Genomic DNA, 19,858 nt, shown 5'->3' with positions numbered 1-19,858 from the left:
TCACTGTTCGGCCTCCTCGGCATTGATGCTCAGGACGAATTCCGCATCGCTCTGGTCGAACACGCTGGGCAGGGCCTCGGCGGAGGTCGACAGCGGCAGGCTCAGGGCCACCGCAAGCATGCCGGCGGCGACTCCGGTAAGGCCGACCCCGACCCAGCCCAGGGAGGCCAGCCAGCCGGCGTAGCGGCTCCAGAACGGCGCGCCGGGCTGCTGCGCGGCGGCGATGATGCGCTGGGCCAGGGCCGGGCTCGGTGCGGGCACCTGGTAGCGGTCCAGCTGGCTGTCGAGCCAGTGCGCCTGGCGCAGGGCTGCCACGGCCTGGGCATCACCGCAGTCGAGCAGGGCCTGGGCGGCGGCGCGTTCAGCGCTGGGCCAGCGTTGCAGGTCGGCGCCATAGGCGTCGGCCAGGTGCACGAAGCGTTCGGGGGTCATGGTTTTCTCCTTCCTGAGAGGTCCGCGCCGGGGGCCTCGGCGAGGTGGCTGCGCAGGTTGCGCCGGGCCCGCGACAGCAGGCTTTCCAGGGCTTCGACGCTGATCTGCATCAGCGCCGCGGCCTCGGTGTTGGACAGTTCCTGGTAGTACTGCAGGACGATCGCCTCGCGCTGGCGATCCGGCAGCTGGTCCAGGGCCTGGGCCATGCGCCGGCTCTGCGCGCTGGCCTCCAGTTGTTCATCGGGCGCCGGGCGGGTGTCCAGTGCCTCGCAGGCGTGCTCGCTATCGACCGGCACATGCTCCTTGCGCCGGCGCAGGCGGTCGTAGCACAGGTTCAGCGCCACCCGGTGCAACCAGGTGTCGAACCGTGCCTGTTCGCTGCGCCAACTGGCGGCCTGTTTCCAGATCCGCAGGAAGCTCTCCTGGGCGATGTCCCGGGCTTCGTCGGCATCCCCCAGCAGCCGGCTGGCCAGGGCCAGCAGGCGCGGCAGCTTGCGCGTGACCATTTCCTTCACGGCCTGCGCGTCGTTGTTGCCGATGCGTTTGAGCAACTCCAGATCCGGGTCGGTTTCGTTCAAGTGGGCAAGTCTCGGTGCGCTAACGGGGTAGTCCAGGGCATCACGGCATCAGCGCACCCAGCGGCCTTCGACCCAGTACCAGCGCGGCCCATGGGCCTGCCAATGGCCGGGCATCCAGTGCCCGCGCTGCATCACCGGTTGCCAGTGGCCGGGCACCCAGACGTAGCCGTGCCCGCGCCAGCGCCAGTTGCCGCGGTCCCAGGCGTAGCCGGGGCGGGCCACCGGCATCGGCTCATAGCGCATGGGCGGTGGTGCCTGCTGGATGATGATGGTTTCGGCATAGGAGGGCGTGCTTGCCAGCGCACCAAGTGCCAGGGGGATCAGCAGCAACGTGCGCAGACGCAGCAGGGAACGGACAAGCTTCATGATGACTCCTTCAGGCCTGCGTTCGCTGATGAACGCAGCTGATGGGTTCAACGATAGATGGGCGGGGAATCCGTCGCGGGCAAATGAAATTTTTATCCGCGCCCGGTTCAACCCGGGTTCAGCTGGCGGGGGCAGGGCGCGGGCAGCGGCGGCTGGAAATATTTGTGCAGGGGCGGCGACGGATCTCTGCGCGCTGCGCCGTTGAATCAGTAACCGTGCAGCCACGGCTGGCGATGGTCGCCAGTGGCGCTTGCCGGTCGTATCACTGAACCCATGAGGAATTCACCATGTCCCGTCGCATTGCACTGCTGATTGTCATGGCCACCCTGCTCTCCCTGGGCGGTTGCGTGGTTTACCCCGGGCACTACCACGGCTGCTGCTATCGCTATGGCTATTACCGCTAGGGCGCTGGGATGAATAGCGGTGTGCCCCGCGGTTCTTGGCTAACCCCCAGGGGCCCGGCACAATCCTCGACCTTGCAGGGCTTGCCTGGCCGTCAGACGGATGGCGGGCATGGCCCGATGCCGTGGAGGAAGGTGGATGCCCGTCTTGAACGAACAGGATCAGCCCCAGGATCCGGATGCGATTGCGCGCCCGGTGTGCGCCTTGCGCATCTCGACTCAGGAACAGCGCTGGGAGCGGCCGTGGCACAGCCATCGCAAGGCCCAGCTGCTGTTCCCATTGTCCGGCGTGCTCAGTTGCGAGAGCGCCGAGGGCCTGTGGCTGGCCCCGCCGCAATGCGCGGTATGGATCCCCAGCGCCACCGACCATCGGGTCCAGGGGTTGGAGAACGCCCTGGGCTATTGCCTGTTCGTCGAACCCGAGCATGCCCGCTCACTGCCGCAGGCCTGCTGCACCCTGGCAGTGTCGCCCCTATTGCAGGAGCTGCTGCAACGCTGCGCGCAATTGCCCTATCTCTATGACCAGCAGGGTGCCGAGGGGCGGTTGATGGCCGTGGCCCTGGACGAGCTGGCGGCGGCGCCCCGGGAGCAGATCCACCTGCCCATGCCCCGGCATGAACAGCTGCGGCGCCTGGCCGGGCAGATCCTTGAACAGCCGGAACGCCGCCTGAGCCTTGGGCAATGGGCCGAGCAGATCGGCCTCAGCGAACGCAGCCTGAGCCGTCTGATTGTGGCCGAGACCGGCCTGAGCTTCGGCCGCTGGCAGCGCCAGTTGCACATTCTTCTGGGGCTCAAGCAATTGGGCCGGGGCGACTCGGTGGAACGGGTCGCGCTGACCCTGGGCTATGACAGCGCCAGCGCCTTTATCCGCATGTTCAAGAAAGCCGTCGGCCAGCCGCCGGGGCGCTTCTTTGCCGAACGCCGCCAGGCCCTGGAACACGACCTACCCCTGTAGCCGCTGCCGAGCCCGCGAGGCTGCGCAAAGGCTCGCAGGGCCTTGCTTGACGCACACCAGCGCCTGCAAAACCGCCACGGCCACCTCCATCACTGCGGTCGTTTGGCCGGATTGATCAATAATTTGTCAATCTCGACTGATGCGGACAGGTTCATACGGGAAGATGATAACCATTCTTGTTTGTCAGCTTTCTTGAGGTGTTCCCATGTACTTCGATCATCAGCATTTTCCCCTGGTCTGGATGCGCCCCGCCAAAGGCGCCGGGCAGCCGGGAGTCGAGCCGTTCCAGCAGTTGGAGGCGTTGATGCAGCGCGGTCAGGCCTTTGTCCTGATGAGCGATGCCATGCCCGATCCTGCGCAGCGCAACACCGAGCAGAGCAAGGCATTGCTCAAGCAGGGGGCGTTATGGATGAAACGCAACAAGGCGGCGATCCGTCGCTGGATCAAGGCCATGATCGTCATCGCCCCGGAACCCGAGGCCCAGGCCGGGGTCGAGGCCTTTGCCGATACCTATGAAAAGTTCTGGGGTTATCCGCTGTTGCACAGTGCCTCGCCGCTGGCGGCCGCCAGCCTGGCCCAGCAACTGCTGGCGCCACCGCGCAGCAACCGGCACAACTGGTGAGGGCGGGGCGGCGGCCCCTAGCCACGCAGGTGTTCGGGGAGGTTGGCGCTGATCACCTTGCCCATGCTGATCCGCGGTTCGACCTGATAGCCCAGGGCCTGGTAGAAGCTTTGCACGGCGGCGTTGCTGCTGAGGATCTGCAGGTTGATCTTCAGGCAGCCGCGGCCCTGCAGGGCTTGTTCGCCATGGCGCACCAGGGCTCGGCCAGTGCCGAGCCGGCGCTGTTGCGGGTCCACCGCCAGGGCGTAGAGCCAGCCGCGGTGGCCGTCATAGCCGGCCATCAGGGTGCCTATGACCTGTCCTTGGTCCAGGGCGACGAAGAACAGAGCGTCATCCACCGCGAGCTTGCGGTCGATGGCCAGGCTCGGGGTGTTGTGGGCCGTGTCGTAGCCGAAGCTGCGGTTCCACAGGTCGATCACGGGCTGGCGATGGTGGGGGTTGCTGTATTCGACGATCTGGATCATGGCGTGGCTCGCTAAAGTGGGGGAGCACAGAAGGGCGGGTTTCAGTCCTGATGGCCGGGCCAGGTTTCGGTGGGGAAATAGGCCTCCAGCCCCGGTTCCTTGTGGTCCACTCCGTCCCGGGTCCAGTAGCAGCTCAAGCGTGAGTAGTTGTCCAGGTCGCCGCGCACCAGGCAGGTGGCGTTGTGCCCCGGCCAGCTGAAACGCAGCACATCGGCCTCGGCCATGGTGGCCCGTTCCACTTTGCCGGTGGCGGTGGTGGTCTTGCCGTCGATGGTCTTGACCAGGGTCAGGGCCTGGTTCTCGTAGCGGATCACCGCGGTGCCCGAGTAGGTCGGCCCGCCATCGGGCTCCTTGCCGATCAGCATGAACTGGCCGGGCACCATGCTGTAGTAGATGTGAAGGTCCTGGTCCTGCTTGGGGGCGGCCTGGGCAGCAAGGCTGGCCAGCAGCAGGCCGAGGAGGGGCGCGCGGCGGGAGAAATACGGCATTGATGCTCACTCCTGTTGAGGCGGGGGGCCATGATTCCAGACTTGGCCCTGCAGATAAATGCCCGGGCTCTAGCGATGTTCGATGATCAGGATCGCCGTGGTGTCGGCCTCCAGGGCTTCGAACACGTGGGGCAGGTCGGCGCTGTAGCGGATGTAGTCGCCGGCCTCCAGGCTCACCGGGCTGTCCGCAGGCCCGGCCAGGGCCCGCCCGCTGCAGATCACCAGGTGTTCCACGGTGCCCGGCAGGTGGGCCTTGGACTGGCGCGCCTGGCCGGGTTGCGCCTTCAGGCGATACAGGTCGCGCTGCGCCCCCGGCGGGCAGTCATCGAGCAGGGTCGCCGCGTAGTGGGCATCCTCGGCATGGGCGGTGGTGCCTTCGTGGGCACGGATGACTTTCAGCTGATGCGCCGGTTGCTGGAAAAACCGCGTCACCTGCAAGCCCATGGCCTGGGCCAGGGCCCACAGGGTCTCGATGCTCGGGTTGCCCAGCCCGGCTTCCAGCTGGGACAGGGTGGACTTGGCCACCGCGGCCCGCTTGGCCAGTTCCGAAACGGAGAAACCAGCGTTCAGGCGCTCGCGCTTGATGGCCATGGCCAGCAGGCCGATGGGCGACAGGGAGGTTGGGTCGTTCGTTTTATCGTTCATATCTCTATTAAATCATCCTTGATTCTCTTGACGCAGATAAATTTTGCTGTTCATTATATCGGTTAATTGTTCGGTATAAATAAAACAAGGGCGCCGAGATGAACCGATTGTACAAGGCGGGCCCATGGGCCTGAGCCTGCGCCTGATGGTCATTCCGTACCACGAAATCTACCTGGCCGTGCATTGCCTGGCCCACCTGCAACAGTGCCTGGGGGACTGGCTGGTGGCGGGGCAGACTCACCTGTTTGTCGAGTCGCCGCGCTGGTACAGCCGCTAGGGCCGACCGCCGGGCGCGAGGTGGGCGGTGAATCCATTGCCTGCATTAATGCGAAGCATTACTATTCACGCCCCACTTCCCCAGCGCCCCGCGATGACAGCCAAGCCGCCCCGCAGACCAGGCTTTTTCGAGCACTACGAAGAGTTGATCGGCACCTGGACCCGGCGCTTGCGCAATCGCCAGCAGGCCGAGGACCTGGCCCACGACACCTTTGTCCGGGTGCTGGAATCCGATGCCGCCACGGTGCAGCAGCCGCGCGCCTACCTGCATCAGACCGCGCGCAATATCGCCGTGGATGCCTTTCGCCGAGAAGACCGGCGCGGTGCCCTGGAAGAACAGGGGGTCCACCTCAGCGTGTCGCCCAGCGGCGACCCGGAGCATTTCATGCACGCGATCCAGTTGGCCGATTCCATCGAACGGGCGCTTGGCGAGTTACCGGTCAACTGTCGCAAGGTGTTTGTCTGGCAGAAGATCGAGGGCCTGACCCAGGCCGAGATCGCCGAGCGCCTGGGGCTGTCAAAGAACATGGTGGAAAAGTATATGATCCGCACCCTGCGGCATCTGCGCGACCGTCTGGACGGGTCGGCCCCATGATCAGTCGTGGCGATTTCTCACCCTCTGCCAAACAGGAATTTGCATGATGGACAGCCGCGATTGCGCCAGCGCGCAGGCCAGGATTCGTGACGAGGCGGCGGCCTGGTTCACGCGGCTGCAGGAGCCCGAGGTGAGCCCGGAGCAGCAACTGCGGTTCCAGCAGTGGCTGGCCGAGGATCCGCAGCACCGGCACGAGTTCCAGTTGCTCGAAGCCCTGTGGGCGGCCACCGACCTGGTGCCCAGGGCGCGCCTGCAAGCGCTGTGCGCCACCCCGCCGGCCAAGGCCCGGCGGCGCCCGCTGCTGCGCTTTGCCCTGGCTGCCGGGGTGGCGACGCTGGCCGTGGGCCTGGGGCTGTTCAGTGGCCTCAACCAGCCGGTTTCCTACAGTGCGCAATTCGTGACCGCCCTGGGCGAGCGCCGCCATGTGGCCTTGCCCGATGGCTCGCAGGTCGACCTGAACAGCCGCAGCCACCTGCAGGTGCGTTATGCCCGGAACCAGCGGCTGATCGAGCTGGTGGAAGGCGAAGCCCTGTTCAACGTCGAGCACGACACGGATCGGCCCTTCGTGGTGGCGGCGGGAGCGGGCAAGGTCACGGTCACCGGCACCCGCTTCGATGTGCGCCGCGATGAACGCCAGACCCGGGTGGCGGTGGAGCAGGGCCGGGTCAAGGTGCAGGGGCGCGACGCCGCGACGGATGATTTCATTGCCCTGACCCCGGGCCAGGGCACCCATGTCGATGAGCACGGCAAGGTGGCTCAGGCCTACGCGGTGAACCCCGAGGCGCTCACGGCCTGGCGCAGCGGCAAGCTGGTATTCAACAACGCCTCCCTGGCCGAGGTGGTGGCCGAAGTCTCGCGTTATCGCGAACAGCCCCTGCGGGTGGCCAGCGCCGCAGTGGGTGAGCTGCGCCTGACCAGCGTGTTCAAGTCCGACGACACCCAGGCCCTGCTCAAGGCCCTGCCGAGCATCCTGCCGGTGGAGGTGCGGACCCTTGCCGACGGTAGCCAGGAAATTTTTTCACGTTAGATTCAGGTTTTTTTTCAGTTCATCGTCTTCTTGTCCAACTGCAACTGGTTTGCATTAACAGACGCACCTTTGTGTGATCGACAGGACTGCCGCCGACGTGAAAAAAATAGCCGTTTCTCCCGCCGTATCCCCGTTGCCCGCGCGCCGCTGGCTGCCCCTGGCCCTGGCCCTGGCGGTCAGTGCGGCCTTGCCCCAGGCCCAGGCCGGGCAAGCCGCCATTCACATCCAGGCCCAGCCGCTGGGCCAGGCCCTGAGCCAGTTGGGCCTGCAGACCTCGTTGCAGGTGTTCTTCAGCCCCGAGCTGGTGGTCGGCAAGCAGGCCCCGGCGGTGGACGGCAACCTGTCCCCGGAACAGGCCCTGGGCCAGTTGCTCCAGGGCAGTGGCCTGCAATACCGGATCGACGGCGGTTCGGTGACCCTGAGCCCGGCTCCGGCAGCCACGGGCGGTGCCCTGGAACTGGGCACCAGCAGCATCAGCGTGGTGGGCGACTGGCTGGGCGATGCCGATGTGCAAAAGGTCCAGAACCACCCCGGTGCACGTACGGTGATCCGCCGCGAGGCCATGGTGGAGCAGGGCGCGATGAACGTCGGCGACGTGCTGCGCCGGGTGCCCGGGGTGCAGGTCCAGGATGCCAACGGCACCGGTGGCAGCGATATTTCCCTGAACGTCGGCGTGCGCGGCCTGACCTCGCGCCTGTCGCCGCGCTCCACGGTGCTGATCGACGGCGTGCCGGCGGCCTTTGCACCCTATGGCCAGCCGCAGTTGTCCATGGCGCCGATTTCCTCCGGCAACCTGGACAGCATCGATGTGGTGCGCGGCGCCGGTTCCGTACGCTACGGGCCGCAGAACGTCGGCGGGGTGATCAACTTCGTGACCCGGGCGATTCCGGAAAAGGCCACCGGGGAAATCGGCACCACCCTGGAAACCTCACGGCAGGGTGGCTGGAAGCACATCGACACGGCTTTCCTTGGCGGCACTGCGGACAACGGCCTGGGGGTGGCGTTGCTGTATTCCGGGGTCAACGGCAATGGCTACCGCGAGGGCAACAACGGCAACGACATCGACGACGTGATCCTCAAGACCCACTGGGCACCCACCGAGCAGGACGAGTTCTGGTTCAACCTGCATTACTACGACGCCACCGCCGACATGCCCGGCGGCCTGACCCAGAAGCAGTACGACGCCAAGCCCTACGACTCCGATCGCGACTGGGACAACTTCAGCGGCCGGCGCAAGGATGTGTCCTTCAAGTACCAGCGCCAGGTCGACGACCGCACCCAGTTCGAAGTGCTGACCTACTACTCCGACAGCTTCCGCGGCAGCAACATTGCCGCCAGCGACCAGAAGACCCTGGTCTCCTACCCGCGCACCTACTACACCTTTGGCATCGAGCCACGGGTGTCCCATGTGTTCGACCTGGGGCCCACCACCCAGGAAGTCAGCGTGGGTTATCGCTACCTCAAGGAAGGCATGCATGAACAGGCCAGCCGCGTGGCCCTGGTGAACAACCAGCCGGTGCTCACCGCGGATTCCGACGGCCATGTCTACCAGGACCGTACCGGCGGCACCGAGGCCAATGCCTACTACATCGACGACAAGATCGACGTCGGCAACTGGACCATCACCCCGGGCATCCGCTTCGAGGACATCAGCACCAACTGGCACGACCGGCCGGTCCCGGGCACCAACGGCGTGCGAGTGCAGGAGAAGCGCCGCAGCATCGACAGCAACGAACCGCTGCCGGCCCTGAGCGTGATGTATCACCTGTCCGATGCCTGGAAGCTGTTCGCCAACTACGAGACTTCCTTTGGCAGCCTGCAGTACTTCCAGCTGGGCCAGGGCGGCAAGGGCGACCAGACCGCCAACGGCCTGAGCCCGGAGAAGGCCAAGACCTACGAGATCGGCACCCGCTACAACGATGATGTGTGGGGCGGTGAAGTGACGCTGTTCTACATCGACTTCGACGACGAGCTGCAATACATCAGCAACGACGTGGGCTGGACCAACCTGGGGGCCACCAAGCACCAGGGCCTGGAGGCCTCGATGCATTACGACCTGGCAGCCCTGGACCCGCGCCTTGACGGCCTGACCGCCAACGCCGGCTTCACCTACACCCGCGCCAGCTATGAAGGCGAGATCCCCGGCTTCAAGGGCCGCGACCTGCCGTTCTACTCGCGCCAGGTGGCCACTGTCGGCCTGCGCTACGACATTGACCGCTGGACCTACAACATCGACGCCTTCGCCCAGTCCAAGCAGCACTCGCCGGGCACCGGGGTGAACGCCAACGGCAGCTTCAACGGCAACTACATCACCGATGGCAGCGCCGATGGCCGGTACGGCGACATGCCGGGTTATGTGCTGTGGAACATCCGTGGTGGCTATGACTTCGGGCCGCAGTTGTCGAACCTGAAGCTGGGGGCCGGCGTGAAGAACGTCTTCGACCGCCAGTACTTCACCCGTTCCAGCGACAACAACTCGGGGATCTACGTGGGCGCGCCCCGGACCTTCTTTGTCCAGGCCAGCGTCGGCTTCTGACCCCCGCAACAGGCGCCGGCTTGCCGGCGAATCCCCAGAGCGGCGCAGGTTCTGGGAGATGGGCCATGGCTGGCGGCCCCTCGCTGGCAAGCCAGCTCCTACAGGGAAGGCGGCGCCTGTAGGAGCCGGCTTGCCGGCGAATCCCCCGAGCGGCGCAGGTTCTGGAGGATGGGCCCTGATTGGCGGCCCCTTCGCTGGCAAGCCAGCTCCTACAGGGAGGGCGGCGAATCCCTGGTGCAATGCTGTGCTTTAGTGGCTCAGACCTTGAGCACCTTGCCGCTGGCGGCCACCGCCAGCAGCAGGACGGCGATCAGGCCGAAGGCCGCGCTCAGGCTGCTGCCATGGGCAATGAAGCCGATCACCGCCGGCCCGGCCAGGATGCCGGCGTAACCCAGGGTGGTGATGGCCGGCACGGCGATGCTTTCGGGCATGACGTTCTGCTTGCCCACGGCGGTGTAGAGCACCGGCACTATGTTCGAGCAACCCGCGCCCACCAGGGCATAACCCACCAGCGCCGCCTCCCAGGCCGGGGCCAGGGTCGCCAGCAACAGGCCAGCGGCGGCGGTGGTGCCGCCGATGATGATCACCCGGCGCGCGCCCAGGCGATGGACGATGGCATCGCCCGTCAGGCGGCCCAGGGTCATGGTCAGGGCGAAGGCGGCGTAGCCCAGGCCGGCGTAGGCGGCATCCAGGTCGCGCTCGGCGGTGAGGAAGACCGCGCTCCAGTCCAGCACCGCGCCTTCGGCGAGGAACACCACGAAGCACAGGCAGCCGATGAACAGCACCACACCATGGGGCACGGCAAAGGCCGGGCCCGAGCTCTGGCTGCCATAGGGCAGCATGTGCGGCGCGGCCTTGAGCAGCGCCAGCAGCATCAGGGCGATCACCACCAGGGTCGCGCCCAGTGGCGACAGGCCCAGGCCGAGCAGGGCGCTGACCCCCGCGGCGCCGACGATCCCGCCCAGGCTGAACAGCCCGTGAAAGCCCGACATCATGGTCTTGCCGCTGGCCCGCTCGACAATCACCGCTTGCAGGTTGACCGTGGAATCCACGCCGCCCAGCCCGGCGCCGAACATGAACAGCGCGGCCATCAGCAGCGGAATCGAGGTCAGGGTGGCCAGCAAGGGCAGGGCCAGGCAGATCAGCAAGGTGCCGCCGGCCATCACTTTGCGGCAGCCGAAGCGCCCGGCCAGGGCGCCGGCAATCGGCATCGCAAGGATCGAACCCACCCCCAGGCACAGCAGCAACAGGCCCAGGGTGCCTTCGTCGAGCCCGGCCCGGGCCTTGGCGTAGGGCACCAGCGGGGCCCAGGCGGCAATGCCGAAGCCGGCGATGAAAAAGGCGATGCGCGTGGACATCTGTTCGAGGCGGCCGGGGGTGGCCTGGAAGTGGGTGTTGCTGGCAGTCATAAAAATCCTTGGCGATCGAACTCGCTGCCGGCCGCCTGATGCCCCCATGGCGTGATGGCGGCCGGGTGGGGATTGTGACAAATCTGGCCCTCGAAGGTTGCAGAAATCCGCAGCGCAGTGCTTCTGCACAGGGTTGCGGGTGAAATAAATTTGCGCAGGCTGGCGGTTTGTTTCGCATAATCGGCGGCTGTGCACAAAAACGTTGCAGTGCGTGCCGTTCCTTCCCGGAGTTTTCCTGCCCATGAATGCCAGCCTCGACGCCTACGACCTGAAGCTGCTCGCCGAGCTGCAACGTGACGCCAGCACCGCGCAAAGCGAGCTGGGGCTGCGGGTCAACCTGTCCACCGCGGCGGTCAACCGGCGGCTCAAGCGCCTCTGCGACGAGGGGGTGATCGAGCGCTACAGCGCCATCGTCGCGCCGGACGCCCTGGGGCACGAACTGAGCATTATCGTCGAGGTGGAAGTGGAGAGTGAGCGCATCGACCAGATCGACGCCCTCAAGCGCAACTTCCAGGTCTGCCCCCAGGTCCAGCAGTGCTACTACGTGGCCGGCGAGTGCGATTTCGTGCTGATTTTCTGCGTGCGCAACATGGCCCAGTACACCCAGCTGACCCGCGAACTGTTCTTCGACAACCCCAACGTCAAGCGCTTCAAGACCCTGGTGGCGATGAACCGGGTCAAGGTCGGCCTGGAAGTGCCCACGGCCGGCTGAGGTTCAGGGGGCCTGCGGGGCTTGCCCGAGAAAGCCACGAACCCAGGGGCTTCTGTGGCAGGTGGCGTCGGCTGGGGTACCGCGCACAGGTCGTCTTGCCGGCCTGAGCCGGTGTTGTCCTCTGGTCGAGCCGCCGGTTTCTCCGTAATGTCAGCGGCTCGGTTTTCCAGGAGGCGGTGTGATGGCGGCGTTCTACGATGCACGGGGCAACATCTATGGGGTGGTGACACCCGCGCGGTTGCGCAGCCTGGGGGTCGCCTTGCCCGACAGCGCCGCCCAGGCCGCGCGGGACCGGCGCTTGTGGAGCGAGCAGGCCATCGCCGCCCTCTGTGACTGGGCTCCGGGCACCCGCCCGCCGGGGGCCAAGGCCCACCGTAGCGACGGTCTGCTGGTGGGGCCGTTCCAGGACGTGGCGCCCTTCGATCTGCTGATCGTCAACACCGACGGCACCCTGGCCGAGCGCAGTGGCAATGGCCTGACCATCTTTGCCCAGGCCCTGGCCGAGCAGGGGTTGCTGGCCGAGCAGGGGCCAACCCTGTTGCAGGTGCACCATGACCAGCCCACCGGTACCTCGCCGGTGGCCACCGTGGTGGAGCCGGCCCGGGTGGCGGGGGTGCCAGGGTTCTGGCTGGACCTCGGCCAGCCGTCCTTCGGGCCCGAGGCGGTGGCCGCCATTGGCGTCGAGGCGGTGACCTTGAACGGTCGCGAGCTGAGCCGGGTGGCGCCGTTGCAGGCACTCGACCCGCGGTGGGAGCATAGCCAGTTCGTGCGCATCGGCAACCCGCACTGCGTGACCCTGCTGGAGGATGCCGAGGCCTTGCCCGGCAACCCGCAGATGCTCGAAGCGCCCCTGGCCGAAGGGCTGACGGCCACTGCTTTTGCCTTGCCCCTGGGCAGCGGCGAACCGTGCCCGGCGGGGGTCAACCTGCAATGGGCGGCGCGGGAATCGGCGCAGCGCATCGTCGCCCGGGTGTTCGAACGCGGCGAAGGGCCGACCGCCTCTTCGGGCACCAGCGCCAGCGCCGTGGCCTGCGCGGCGTGGCGGGTGGGCTGGGTCAAGGCTGGCGAGGTGCAGGTGGTGATGCCCGGCGGCACCGCGCCGTTGCGCCTGGAGGAACAGGATGGCGAGCTGCGCCGGGTCTGCCTGTTTGGTCAGGCCGTGCGCTTGTAGCTTCTTGCCGGCGAAAGCGATCTGACGGGCGCCTTCGCCGGCAAGCTGGCGCCTACGGTTTTTTGCAGGTCATGCGTCTTGCCATTGCACCTGGGCCATCTGCCGTTGCATCAGCACTTTGCCGTGGCGGATGGAGTACAGCGCCAGGCCCTGGCTGCGGATCATTTCGTAATCGCTGTCGGCAGACAGGATCAGCAGGTTCGCCGGGCGACCTTCTTCGATTCCGTAGCGCTCGCCCAGGGCCAGGGCCTTGGCGCTGTTGTCGGTGACCAGGTCCAGGGCGTTCTGCAAGTTGCGGTAGCCGAGCATGTGGCAGATGTGCAGGCCGGCTTCCAGTACCCGCAGGATGTTGCCGTTACCCAGGGGGTACCAGGGGTCGACAATCGAGTCCTGGCCAAAGCACACGTTCATCCCGGCCTCCAGCAGCTCATTGACCCGGGTCACGCCGCGGCGTTTCGGGAAGCTGTCGAAGCGCCCCTGCAGGTGGATGCTTTCGGTGGGGCAGGAGACGAAGCTGATGCCCGAATGCCCCAGCAGGCGGAACAGCTTGGCGCAATAGGCGTTGTCGTAGGAGCCCATGGCGGTGGTGTGGCTGGCGGTGACCCGGGAGCCCATGCCCCGGCTGCGCGCTTCTTCGGCCAGCACTTCAAGAAAGCGCGAATGCGGGTCATCGGTTTCGTCGCAGTGCACGTCCACCAGGCAATCGGTGCGTTCGGCCAGGTCCATGAGGAACTTCACCGAGCTCACGCCCTGGTCCCGGGTGTATTCGAAGTGCGGAATACCGCCCACCACATCGGCGCCCAGGCGGATGGCTTCTTCCATCAGCTCGCGGCCGTTGCGGAACGATTCGATGCCCTCCTGGGGGAAGGCGACGATCTGCAGGTCGATCAGGTGCGCGCTTTGCTCGCGCACTTCGAGCATGGCCTTGAGGGCGGTGAGGTCCGGGTCGGTGACGTCGACATGGGTGCGTACATGCTGGATGCCGTGGGCGGCCAGGGCGCGGATGGTCTTGTGGGCGCGGGCGCGGGTGTCTTCGGCGGTGATGGTGGCCTTGCGTTCGCCCCAGCACTCGATGCCTTCGAACAGGGTGCCGCTCATGTTCCAGCGCGGCTCGCCCGCGGTGAGGGTGGCGTCCAGGTGAATGTGCGGTTCGACGAAGGGCGGCACCACCAGGTTGCCGCCGGCATCCAGGTGCTCGGGGCCGAAGGCCGGCGCGGCGGTGGGGGCGTCCGGGCCCTGCTGGACGATGCGGGCGATGCGGCCGTTTTCCAGGTGCAGTTGGTGCAGGCCTTCACGGTGGCGCAGGCGGGCGTTGGTGATCAGCATCGGAGCGGTTCCTCGGGTCGGGCAATCAGCGGTTCAGCCGTGGGATCCGGGCGGCGGCCCTTGTCCCTCGGTCATTGGGCTGTGCTTCAACCGGTACCGGTCGAAGCAGGCAGGTGGTTCGGGGCGGGTCATGATAGACCCGGAACGCGCCGGGAGGGCAAGGCCCGGGTTCAGGCCCGGGCGTCGAGGGTGGCGCTGGTGCGGGCGCCGAGCCAGGCGCTGAGCAGGACATAGCTCAGGCTGGCCACGCCGATGCCCACCAGCGGCGCGACCCAGGGCGAGCAGAAGGCCGCCAGGGTGCCCAGGCCATAGGCGGCCAGGCCCGGCCAGTTCCAGGCCGGCAACTGGCTGTCGGCCAGGCGCGGGTAGCGGCCACGCCAGCGGTAGAAGAAGTCCGCCATGATCACCCCGCCAATCGGCGGAATCACCGTGCCCAGCAGGATCAGGTAGGGCACCAGCAGGTCGTACATGCCGAGCATCGCCAGCAGGGTGCCGATCAGCGCGCCCACCAGGGTCACGGTCTTGCGCCGGTCGGTGCGCAACAGGTTGCAGCCGGCCACGGCGAAGTTGTAGATGGTGTTGTCCTGGGTGCTCCAGATGTTCAACAGCAGCATGGCCATGGCCGCCATGGCAAAACCCTGGAGCAGCAGCACTTCGACCACGTCCGGCTGCTGGTAGACGATGGCGCCGTAGGCACCGATCAGCACCATCAGGCCGTTGCCGATAAAGAAGCCGATCAGGCTGGCGCTCACCGCCACCCGCGCCGAGCGGGAAAAACGGGTCCAGTTGGTGGCCTGGGTGGCGCCGCTGACGAAGGTGCCGAACACCAGGGTGATGGCGCTGGAAAGGTCCAGGCTGGCGCTTGGCGTGACCCCCAGCAAACCGTCGAGGCCGCCGACCTGCCGGGTGGCCACCCACATCGACAGCAGCAACAGCAGGCCCATGGCCGGCACCGCGATCCAGGACAGGATCTCCAGGCCGCGATAACCGATGTAGGCGGTGGCGCAGAAGGCCATGCCGAACAGCAGCATCAGCCCCAGTACCGCACCCGGATCCAGCTGGAAATACTTGCCCAGCACCACCGCGGCGGTGGCGGTGCCCCAGGCGTACCAGCCGATCTGGGTGAAACCCAGGATCAGGTCGCTGAGCTTGCTGCCCCGTTCGCCGAAGCAGAAGCGCCCCATCAGCACCGTGTTCAGCCCGCTCTTGAAGGCGATGTAGCCGAGGCTGGCGGCGTAGATCCCCAGCAGTAGGTTGCCGACGAGGATCACCACCAGCAGGGTGGTGAAGTCGAAGGCCACCCCCAGCTTGCCGCCGGCGAACATGGTGGCAGTGAAGAAGGTGAAGCCCAGCAGCACCATGGCCATGGAGGCCAGGCCCTTGCGGGCGTGCTGCGGAACTTCGCTCAAGGGGTAGTCGTTGCCGGGTTCGTGCTGGGTCATGGGCCTGTCCCTGGTCGCAGTGATGCCACGCTGTTGCAGGCGCCGTGCCAATCCTTGACGGCAGGGCCGGGCGCCCCAGCAGTTATAGCCGATGCCCGTGCCCCTGCACCGGGTGCCTGTGGCCCGGGGGCGAAAGCGGTGCACCCTTGGGCCAGATTGGTTCACCGGCGGTTCAGTCCTCGTCGGGGCTGAAAATGCTTTCGATGGGCATCTCGAAGGCCCGGGCAATCTTGAACGCCAGGGGCAGGCTGGGGTCGTAGCGCCCGGTCTCGATGGCATTCACCGTCTGCCGTGACACCTCGAGGCGGGTGGCCAGTTCGGCCTGGGACCAGCCTTGCCGGGTGCGCAGTTCGCGCAGTTGGTTGTTCATCGGTAGCGCCGCACGCCGGCCACCGTGGCCAGGGCCCAGACCAGCCCCATCACGGGCCATACGTAGAACATCGAGAGCCGGGGCAGGCCGGCGGTTTCCAGGAAGCCGTAGCTGAAGGTGATCAGCGCGGTGCAGACAAAGGACAGGCCCAGGGCTTCGAGCTGGATGCGCCGGGCCAGTTCGTCCATGCGTCGCAACTGGCGCACCACCGCCAGGGCCATGGCCACCATGGGGACCACCGGCACCAGGGCCAGGGCGATCTTGCCCGGGCCCGGGTTCATGTCCGCCAGCCAGTGGCTGCTCAGCAGCACGCAGGCGATGTAGGCCAGCAAGGCCAGGCCGAATTCCCTGAAATAGCGTTTGGTGCCCATGGGCGATCTCCTTTTAGTAAAGTGTCCTTTACATTAGGGGAGGCGCTTTTTCATGTCAAGGGTGCTTTACATTAACGCCGTCACGCTCAGTCGAAGAGGGCCACGCTGCGCCGGCCTTCGTGGAAGTCGAAGGCCTCCTGGATATCCCGTTCCACAGTGCGTCCCTGGGACAGCGGCGGCAACTGGTCCGGGGCGAAGAACGCCGCGTCGCTGGTTTCGCTGCCGGCCATCGGGGCCTCGGCGTCTTGCCGTTCGCAGAGGAAGTAGAGCTTGTAGAAGTCCCGGTGATCGGGCTTGTAGGGCCCCTTGGCCTTGTGCCGCAGGCCGTACAGTTGGCGCACCGAAACCTGCAGCCCGGCTTCTTCGCGGATTTCCTTGATGATGTTCTGCGCCGCCGACAGGCCCACATCGGCGTAGCCCCCGGGCAAGGCCCAGAGGCCGTCGTGCTGCTCGCGCACCAGGAGGATCTTGCCGTCCTCGATCAGCGCGCCGCGCACTTCCACCATCGGCGTCGAGTAGCGCTGGGCGAAGTCCGAGACCAGTTCGTTGATGCGTTCCAGGGGCACGTTGCCCAGCTGCGCGAGCATGTCGTGGGCGATCTCGGCGACTTCCTGGTAGCGCTCGCGATCATGCACGTCGCGGCAAAAATGCAGGCCGGTGGAGGCGATGGCTTGCAGGCGTTTGGCGTGGGTCAGCCAGCTGCTTTCCATGAGAGAGGTTCCTGCAACGTCAGAGAGAAGGCGCTTGTTTTAAGCCCTGGGCGCGCCGGGAGCAAGCACCACGCCGTGGCCGGCGGCGTGGCGCGGTGGGATCACCCGGTGAGCTGTTGCCGATGGCAACGCACTTGCTGCGTCGCATCGCCCAGCAGCTGTTGCGGCAGCTCGCAGCCCGGGCCGCGGCGGCTGCAGCGGTCGAAGAAGAAACAGCCGGCGGGCAGCTTGCGGTTGCCCGGCAGTTCGGTGGGCGCCGAGAGCTGGCTGTCCGCCAGGGGGGCGCCCAGGCGCGGCACTGCATCCAGCAGCAGTTGGGTGTAAGGGTGGCGCGGGCGCTCCAGCACCTGTTCGGCGCTGCCCAGCTCCACGATCTGCCCCAGGTACATCACTGCCACCCGGTCGGCCATGTGCCGGACCACCGAGACGTTGTGGGAGATCAGCACGAAGGTCAGGCCGCGGCTGCGTTGCAGGTCCGCCAGCAGGTTGAGGATCTGCGCCTGCACCGAGATGTCCAGGGCCGAGGTCGGCTCGTCGAGGACGATGATGTCCGGGTTCGACGCCAGGGCCCGGGCAATGGCGATGCGCTGGCGTTGGCCGCCGGAGAACTGGTGCGGGTAGCGCTCCAGGTATTCGCCGCGGATGCCTACCTGCTGCGCCACCTTGGCGGCGATCTCGCGCATCTGCGCCATTGGGGTGTTGCCCAGGGCGAACAGCGGCTCGGTGATGATCTTCCAGATCGGCAGGCGCGGGTCGAGGGACGACTGCGGGTCCTGGAACACGATCTGCACGTGGCTGTGGCGCTCGCGGTCGCTGGCGTAGGCCCAGCGCAGGTCGCCGCTGCTGGGCTTGACCAGGCCCATGAGCAGTTGCGCCAGGGTGCTCTTGCCGCAGCCGGATTCGCCGACGATGCCTAGGGTTTCCCCGGGGCGCAGTTCCAGGTCGATGCCGTTCAGGGCATGGGCGAAGGCCCGTGGCCGGCCCAGCCAGTCATTGCTCAGGGGAAAGCGCACCTGTACATCGTTGAGGCGCAGCAGCGGCTCGCTGCCGGCCCGGGGTTGCGAAGCATTCATTGGGCGGACTCCGGGGCAGCCAGCCAGCAGGCGCTCTTGTGCTGCTGGCTGGCGTTGATCGAATGCAGCGGCGGCCGTTGGGCACACACCGCCATGGCCTGGCTGCAGCGCTCGCGGAAGGTGCAGCCGCCGGGCAGGTGGGCAAGGTTGGGCACCTGCCCGGGAATGGTCAGCAGCGGCTCGCCGGGGCGCACTTGCTCCGGCAGGCCGCTGAGCAGGCCACGGGTGTAGGGGTGTTGCGGGTCGAGCATGACCTGGGCAGTACTGCCTTGCTCCACCACGGCGCCGGTGTACATCACATAGACCCGGTCGCAGAACTGCGAGACCACCGCCATGTCGTGGGTGATCAGGAGGATCGCGGTGCCCCGTTGCCGGGCTTTCTCGCGCAGCAACAGCAGCACCTGGCGCTGCACGGTCACGTCCAGGGCGGTGGTCGGCTCGTCGGCGATCAGCAACTGCGGATCGCAGGAAAACGCCAGGGCGATCATCACCCGCTGGCGCATGCCGCCGGACAGCTCGAAGGGGTAGGCCTGGAGCACCTGCTCGGGGTCGGCGATGTGCATGTCGCGCAGCAGGGCGATGGCCTTGGCCCGGGCCTCGTCCTGACTCAGGCGCTGGTGATGGATGATCACGTCGAGCATCTGCCGGCCGATGCGCCGGGTCGGGTTGAGGGCGGTCATCGGTTCCTGGAAGATCATCGCCGCGTCGCGGCCACGGATCTGCAGCAGCTGTTTTTCCGGGGTGGCGAGCATGTCGCGGCCCAGCAGGCTGAGGCTGCCGGAGGTGATGCGGTAGCTGCGCTCGGGCAGCAGGCGCAGGCTGAGCATGGCGGTCACCGACTTGCCCGAGCCGGATTCGCCGACCACGCCGACGATTTCCCCCGGGTTGACGTGCAGCGACACGCCGTTGAGGGCCTGCACATTGCTGCGGTAGGCGGGGAATTCCAGGCTCAGGTTGTCGATGTTGAGAACGGCGGATGAGCTCATGGTCATTTCCCCTGTTGCCGTGGGTCGAGCAGGTCACGGATGCCGTCACCCAGCAGGTTGAAACCGGTGGCGGTGAACAGGATCGCCAGCCCGGGAAAGGTCGAGTACCACCAGTTGTCGAGGATGAAGTTGCGCCCGGTGGCCACCATCGCCCCCCATTCGGCGGTGGGCTGCTGCGCACCCAGGCCAATGAAGCCCAGGGCCGAGGCCATGAGGATGGCGCTGCCGATGTCCAGGCTCAGTTGCACCAGCAGCGGCGGCATGGCGTTGCGCCCCACGTGCCAGCTGACGATGTGCCAGCGCCCGGCGCCGTAGGTCTGGGCCGCCTTGACGTAGCCCATCTGGCGGATGCTCAGGGCCTGGCCCCGGGCCAGGCGCACATAGAACGGAATGCGCACCAGGGTGATCGCCAGCATGGCGTTGAACAGGCTCGGGCCCAGGGCGGCGGCCAGGGCCATGATCAGCACCAGCGATGGCACCGAGAGCATGATGTCCATCAGGCGCATGATCAGGCTGTCGAAGCGCCCGCCGATGATCCCCGACAGGCAGCCCAACAGGCCCCCGGCCAGGCACGAGGCGAAGGCCACGAACAGGCCCACGCCCACCGACTGGCGGCTGCCGTGGAGCACCCGGCTGAACAGGTCGCGGCCCACTTCGTCGGTGCCGAACCAATGGGCGGCGCTGGGAGCGGCCAGGCGCTGGGCCAGGTTCAGGGCATTGGGATCATGGCTCGACAGCCAGGGGGCGAAGGCCATGCACAGCAGCACCAGCAGGGTCATGCACAGCCCGGCGATGGTCAGCGGGCTTTGCCGCACGCGGTAGCCCAGGTAGGCCAGGCGGGTGCGCCAGCCGCTGGCCTGGGCGGTGGGTTGTGGCAGGGGAATGTTCAAGGGAGCGGACATC

General features: G+C 66.8%; 23 protein-coding genes. 8 read left to right on the top strand and 15 right to left on the bottom strand.

The genetic code is table 11. The features are described 5' to 3' along the window. From AC07R1_RS09825 to AC07R1_RS09815, 3 genes are read right to left on the bottom strand one after another with little or no spacing between them, the layout of a single operon-like run. Complete coding sequence (locus AC07R1_RS09825) at window positions 1-432, bottom strand: hypothetical protein (RefSeq protein WP_011062333.1); 432 nt, start codon at window positions 430-432, stop codon at window positions 1-3. Continuing rightward, window positions 429-1,010: an RNA polymerase sigma factor gene (locus AC07R1_RS09820; protein ID WP_015636390.1), complete on the bottom strand. Its 582-nt coding sequence runs from the start codon at window positions 1,008-1,010 to the stop codon at window positions 429-431. Before AC07R1_RS09820 ends, AC07R1_RS09825 begins: the two co-directional genes overlap by 4 nt. Before the next feature lie 48 nt (window positions 1,011-1,058). Continuing rightward, on the bottom strand, window positions 1,059-1,376 hold the full coding sequence (locus AC07R1_RS09815; protein WP_015636389.1) for a YXWGXW repeat-containing protein: 318 nt from the start codon (window positions 1,374-1,376) through the stop codon (window positions 1,059-1,061). Window positions 1,377-1,916: 540 nt separating this feature from the next. Between AC07R1_RS09815 and AC07R1_RS09810 the strand changes: the two genes are divergently transcribed. Next, window positions 1,917-2,732 (top strand): AraC family transcriptional regulator, encoded by an 816-nt coding sequence (locus tag AC07R1_RS09810; RefSeq protein WP_011062330.1) that lies wholly within the window; start codon window positions 1,917-1,919, stop codon window positions 2,730-2,732. 205 nt (window positions 2,733-2,937) lie between these two features. Next, window positions 2,938-3,354, top strand: coding sequence for a hypothetical protein (locus AC07R1_RS09805; protein WP_011062329.1), 417 nt, complete (start codon window positions 2,938-2,940; stop codon window positions 3,352-3,354). 17 nt (window positions 3,355-3,371) lie between these two features. Here AC07R1_RS09805 and AC07R1_RS09800 read toward each other — a convergent pair whose 3' ends face one another. From AC07R1_RS09800 to AC07R1_RS09790, 3 genes are all read right to left on the bottom strand, one after another. Continuing rightward, window positions 3,372-3,818 (bottom strand): GNAT family acetyltransferase, encoded by a 447-nt coding sequence (locus tag AC07R1_RS09800; protein WP_011062328.1) that lies wholly within the window; start codon window positions 3,816-3,818, stop codon window positions 3,372-3,374. Between the two features lie 41 nt (window positions 3,819-3,859). Further along, on the bottom strand, window positions 3,860-4,306 hold the full coding sequence (locus AC07R1_RS09795; protein WP_015636386.1) for a hypothetical protein: 447 nt from the start codon (window positions 4,304-4,306) through the stop codon (window positions 3,860-3,862). 69 nt (window positions 4,307-4,375) lie between these two features. Beyond that, complete coding sequence (locus tag AC07R1_RS09790; RefSeq protein ID WP_123430448.1) at window positions 4,376-4,951, bottom strand: helix-turn-helix domain-containing protein; 576 nt, start codon at window positions 4,949-4,951, stop codon at window positions 4,376-4,378. A 124-nt stretch (window positions 4,952-5,075) separates the two neighbouring features. Here AC07R1_RS09790 and AC07R1_RS09785 point away from each other — a divergent pair, with 124 nt between their 5' ends. The 4 genes from AC07R1_RS09785 (at window position 5,076) to AC07R1_RS09770 (ending at window position 9,385) form a co-directional block, all read left to right on the top strand. Continuing rightward, window positions 5,076-5,228: a hypothetical protein gene (locus AC07R1_RS09785; RefSeq protein WP_011062326.1), complete on the top strand. Its 153-nt coding sequence runs from the start codon at window positions 5,076-5,078 to the stop codon at window positions 5,226-5,228. Window positions 5,229-5,321: 93 nt separating this feature from the next. Continuing rightward, the gene (locus AC07R1_RS09780) at window positions 5,322-5,822 is read left to right on the top strand and encodes a sigma-70 family RNA polymerase sigma factor (protein ID WP_011062325.1); all 501 of its coding nucleotides are present in this window, start codon (window positions 5,322-5,324) and stop codon (window positions 5,820-5,822) included. Between the two features lie 43 nt (window positions 5,823-5,865). After that, complete coding sequence (locus AC07R1_RS09775) at window positions 5,866-6,849, top strand: FecR family protein (RefSeq protein ID WP_065363193.1); 984 nt, start codon at window positions 5,866-5,868, stop codon at window positions 6,847-6,849. Between the two features lie 97 nt (window positions 6,850-6,946). Then, window positions 6,947-9,385: a TonB-dependent siderophore receptor gene (locus AC07R1_RS09770; RefSeq protein ID WP_495110473.1), complete on the top strand. Its 2,439-nt coding sequence runs from the start codon at window positions 6,947-6,949 to the stop codon at window positions 9,383-9,385. Window positions 9,386-9,642: 257 nt separating this feature from the next. On the opposite strand, the gene AC07R1_RS09765 is transcribed toward AC07R1_RS09770, so the two are convergent. After that, window positions 9,643-10,794, bottom strand: coding sequence for an MFS transporter (locus AC07R1_RS09765; RefSeq protein WP_011062322.1), 1,152 nt, complete (start codon window positions 10,792-10,794; stop codon window positions 9,643-9,645). A 241-nt stretch (window positions 10,795-11,035) separates the two neighbouring features. Between AC07R1_RS09765 and AC07R1_RS09760 the strand changes: the two genes are divergently transcribed. Both AC07R1_RS09760 and AC07R1_RS09755 read left to right on the top strand, forming a co-directional pair. Next, entirely contained in the window at window positions 11,036-11,506 is a 471-nt protein-coding gene (locus tag AC07R1_RS09760) for an Lrp/AsnC family transcriptional regulator (protein ID WP_445495198.1), read from the top strand. Between the two features lie 181 nt (window positions 11,507-11,687). Continuing rightward, window positions 11,688-12,677: a diaminopimelate epimerase gene (locus AC07R1_RS09755; protein ID WP_495110472.1), complete on the top strand. Its 990-nt coding sequence runs from the start codon at window positions 11,688-11,690 to the stop codon at window positions 12,675-12,677. Between the two features lie 69 nt (window positions 12,678-12,746). Here AC07R1_RS09755 and codA read toward each other — a convergent pair whose 3' ends face one another. The 8 genes from codA to ddpC form a co-directional block, all read right to left on the bottom strand. Then, window positions 12,747-14,003 (bottom strand): cytosine deaminase, encoded by a 1,257-nt coding sequence (codA, locus tag AC07R1_RS09750; RefSeq protein ID WP_072444590.1) that lies wholly within the window; start codon window positions 14,001-14,003, stop codon window positions 12,747-12,749. A 170-nt stretch (window positions 14,004-14,173) separates the two neighbouring features. Next, a complete protein-coding gene (gene codB / locus AC07R1_RS09745) occupies window positions 14,174-15,445 on the bottom strand; it encodes a cytosine permease (RefSeq protein WP_019092929.1) in 1,272 nt (423 codons plus the stop codon). A gap of 172 nt (window positions 15,446-15,617) precedes the next feature. After that, window positions 15,618-15,815: a helix-turn-helix transcriptional regulator gene (locus tag AC07R1_RS09740; RefSeq protein ID WP_011062315.1), complete on the bottom strand. Its 198-nt coding sequence runs from the start codon at window positions 15,813-15,815 to the stop codon at window positions 15,618-15,620. Continuing rightward, a complete protein-coding gene (locus AC07R1_RS09735; RefSeq protein WP_065363198.1) occupies window positions 15,812-16,186 on the bottom strand; it encodes a hypothetical protein in 375 nt (124 codons plus the stop codon). Before AC07R1_RS09735 ends, AC07R1_RS09740 begins: the two co-directional genes overlap by 4 nt. An 86-nt stretch (window positions 16,187-16,272) precedes the next feature. After that, on the bottom strand, window positions 16,273-16,896 hold the full coding sequence (locus AC07R1_RS09730; RefSeq protein WP_011062313.1) for an NUDIX hydrolase: 624 nt from the start codon (window positions 16,894-16,896) through the stop codon (window positions 16,273-16,275). A 101-nt stretch (window positions 16,897-16,997) separates the two neighbouring features. Beyond that, window positions 16,998-17,969 (bottom strand): ABC transporter ATP-binding protein, encoded by a 972-nt coding sequence (locus AC07R1_RS09725; RefSeq protein ID WP_342402374.1) that lies wholly within the window; start codon window positions 17,967-17,969, stop codon window positions 16,998-17,000. Further along, window positions 17,966-18,961 carry an ABC transporter ATP-binding protein gene (locus AC07R1_RS09720; protein ID WP_342402375.1) on the bottom strand — a complete coding sequence of 332 codons (996 nt, stop codon included), beginning with the start codon at window positions 18,959-18,961 and terminating at the stop codon, window positions 17,966-17,968. Before AC07R1_RS09720 ends, AC07R1_RS09725 begins: the two co-directional genes overlap by 4 nt. Continuing rightward, a complete protein-coding gene (gene ddpC, locus AC07R1_RS09715) occupies window positions 18,958-19,857 on the bottom strand; it encodes a D,D-dipeptide ABC transporter permease (RefSeq protein ID WP_015636372.1) in 900 nt (299 codons plus the stop codon). The genes AC07R1_RS09720 and ddpC overlap by 4 nt, the downstream gene beginning before the upstream one ends. Window position 19,858: the final 1 nt, after the last annotated feature.

This window comes from Pseudomonas sp. GW821-FHT07F01, from assembly GCF_059418825.1.
The sequence above is the reverse complement of the archived record's forward strand: the minus strand, read 5'-3'. Positions and strand labels throughout refer to the sequence as shown.

Excerpts from the sequence above, each read along its gene's own strand:
- AC07R1_RS09825 (WP_011062333.1), bottom strand. The coding sequence starts at position 432 with ATGACCCCCGAACGCTTCGTGCACCTGGCCGACGCCTATGGCGCCGAC.
- AC07R1_RS09815 (WP_015636389.1), bottom strand. The coding sequence starts at position 1,376 with ATGAAGCTTGTCCGTTCCCTGCTGCGTCTGCGCACGTTGCTGCTGATC.
- AC07R1_RS09810 (WP_011062330.1), top strand. The coding sequence starts at position 1,917 with ATGCCCGTCTTGAACGAACAGGATCAGCCCCAGGATCCGGATGCGATT.
- AC07R1_RS09805 (WP_011062329.1), top strand. The coding sequence starts at position 2,938 with ATGTACTTCGATCATCAGCATTTTCCCCTGGTCTGGATGCGCCCCGCC.
- AC07R1_RS09800 (WP_011062328.1), bottom strand. The coding sequence starts at position 3,818 with ATGATCCAGATCGTCGAATACAGCAACCCCCACCATCGCCAGCCCGTG.
- AC07R1_RS09795 (WP_015636386.1), bottom strand. The coding sequence starts at position 4,306 with ATGCCGTATTTCTCCCGCCGCGCGCCCCTCCTCGGCCTGCTGCTGGCC.
- AC07R1_RS09790 (WP_123430448.1), bottom strand. The coding sequence starts at position 4,951 with ATGAACGATAAAACGAACGACCCAACCTCCCTGTCGCCCATCGGCCTG.
- AC07R1_RS09785 (WP_011062326.1), top strand. The coding sequence starts at position 5,076 with ATGGGCCTGAGCCTGCGCCTGATGGTCATTCCGTACCACGAAATCTAC.
- AC07R1_RS09780 (WP_011062325.1), top strand. The coding sequence starts at position 5,322 with ATGACAGCCAAGCCGCCCCGCAGACCAGGCTTTTTCGAGCACTACGAA.
- AC07R1_RS09775 (WP_065363193.1), top strand. The coding sequence starts at position 5,866 with ATGATGGACAGCCGCGATTGCGCCAGCGCGCAGGCCAGGATTCGTGAC.
- AC07R1_RS09765 (WP_011062322.1), bottom strand. The coding sequence starts at position 10,794 with ATGACTGCCAGCAACACCCACTTCCAGGCCACCCCCGGCCGCCTCGAA.
- AC07R1_RS09760 (WP_445495198.1), top strand. The coding sequence starts at position 11,036 with ATGAATGCCAGCCTCGACGCCTACGACCTGAAGCTGCTCGCCGAGCTG.
- AC07R1_RS09755 (WP_495110472.1), top strand. The coding sequence starts at position 11,688 with ATGGCGGCGTTCTACGATGCACGGGGCAACATCTATGGGGTGGTGACA.
- codA (WP_072444590.1), bottom strand. The coding sequence starts at position 14,003 with ATGCTGATCACCAACGCCCGCCTGCGCCACCGTGAAGGCCTGCACCAA.
- codB (WP_019092929.1), bottom strand. The coding sequence starts at position 15,445 with ATGACCCAGCACGAACCCGGCAACGACTACCCCTTGAGCGAAGTTCCG.
- AC07R1_RS09740 (WP_011062315.1), bottom strand. The coding sequence starts at position 15,815 with ATGAACAACCAACTGCGCGAACTGCGCACCCGGCAAGGCTGGTCCCAG.
- AC07R1_RS09735 (WP_065363198.1), bottom strand. The coding sequence starts at position 16,186 with ATGGGCACCAAACGCTATTTCAGGGAATTCGGCCTGGCCTTGCTGGCC.
- AC07R1_RS09730 (WP_011062313.1), bottom strand. The coding sequence starts at position 16,896 with ATGGAAAGCAGCTGGCTGACCCACGCCAAACGCCTGCAAGCCATCGCC.
- AC07R1_RS09725 (WP_342402374.1), bottom strand. The coding sequence starts at position 17,969 with ATGAATGCTTCGCAACCCCGGGCCGGCAGCGAGCCGCTGCTGCGCCTC.
- AC07R1_RS09720 (WP_342402375.1), bottom strand. The coding sequence starts at position 18,961 with ATGACCATGAGCTCATCCGCCGTTCTCAACATCGACAACCTGAGCCTG.
- ddpC (WP_015636372.1), bottom strand. The coding sequence starts at position 19,857 with ATGTCCGCTCCCTTGAACATTCCCCTGCCACAACCCACCGCCCAGGCC.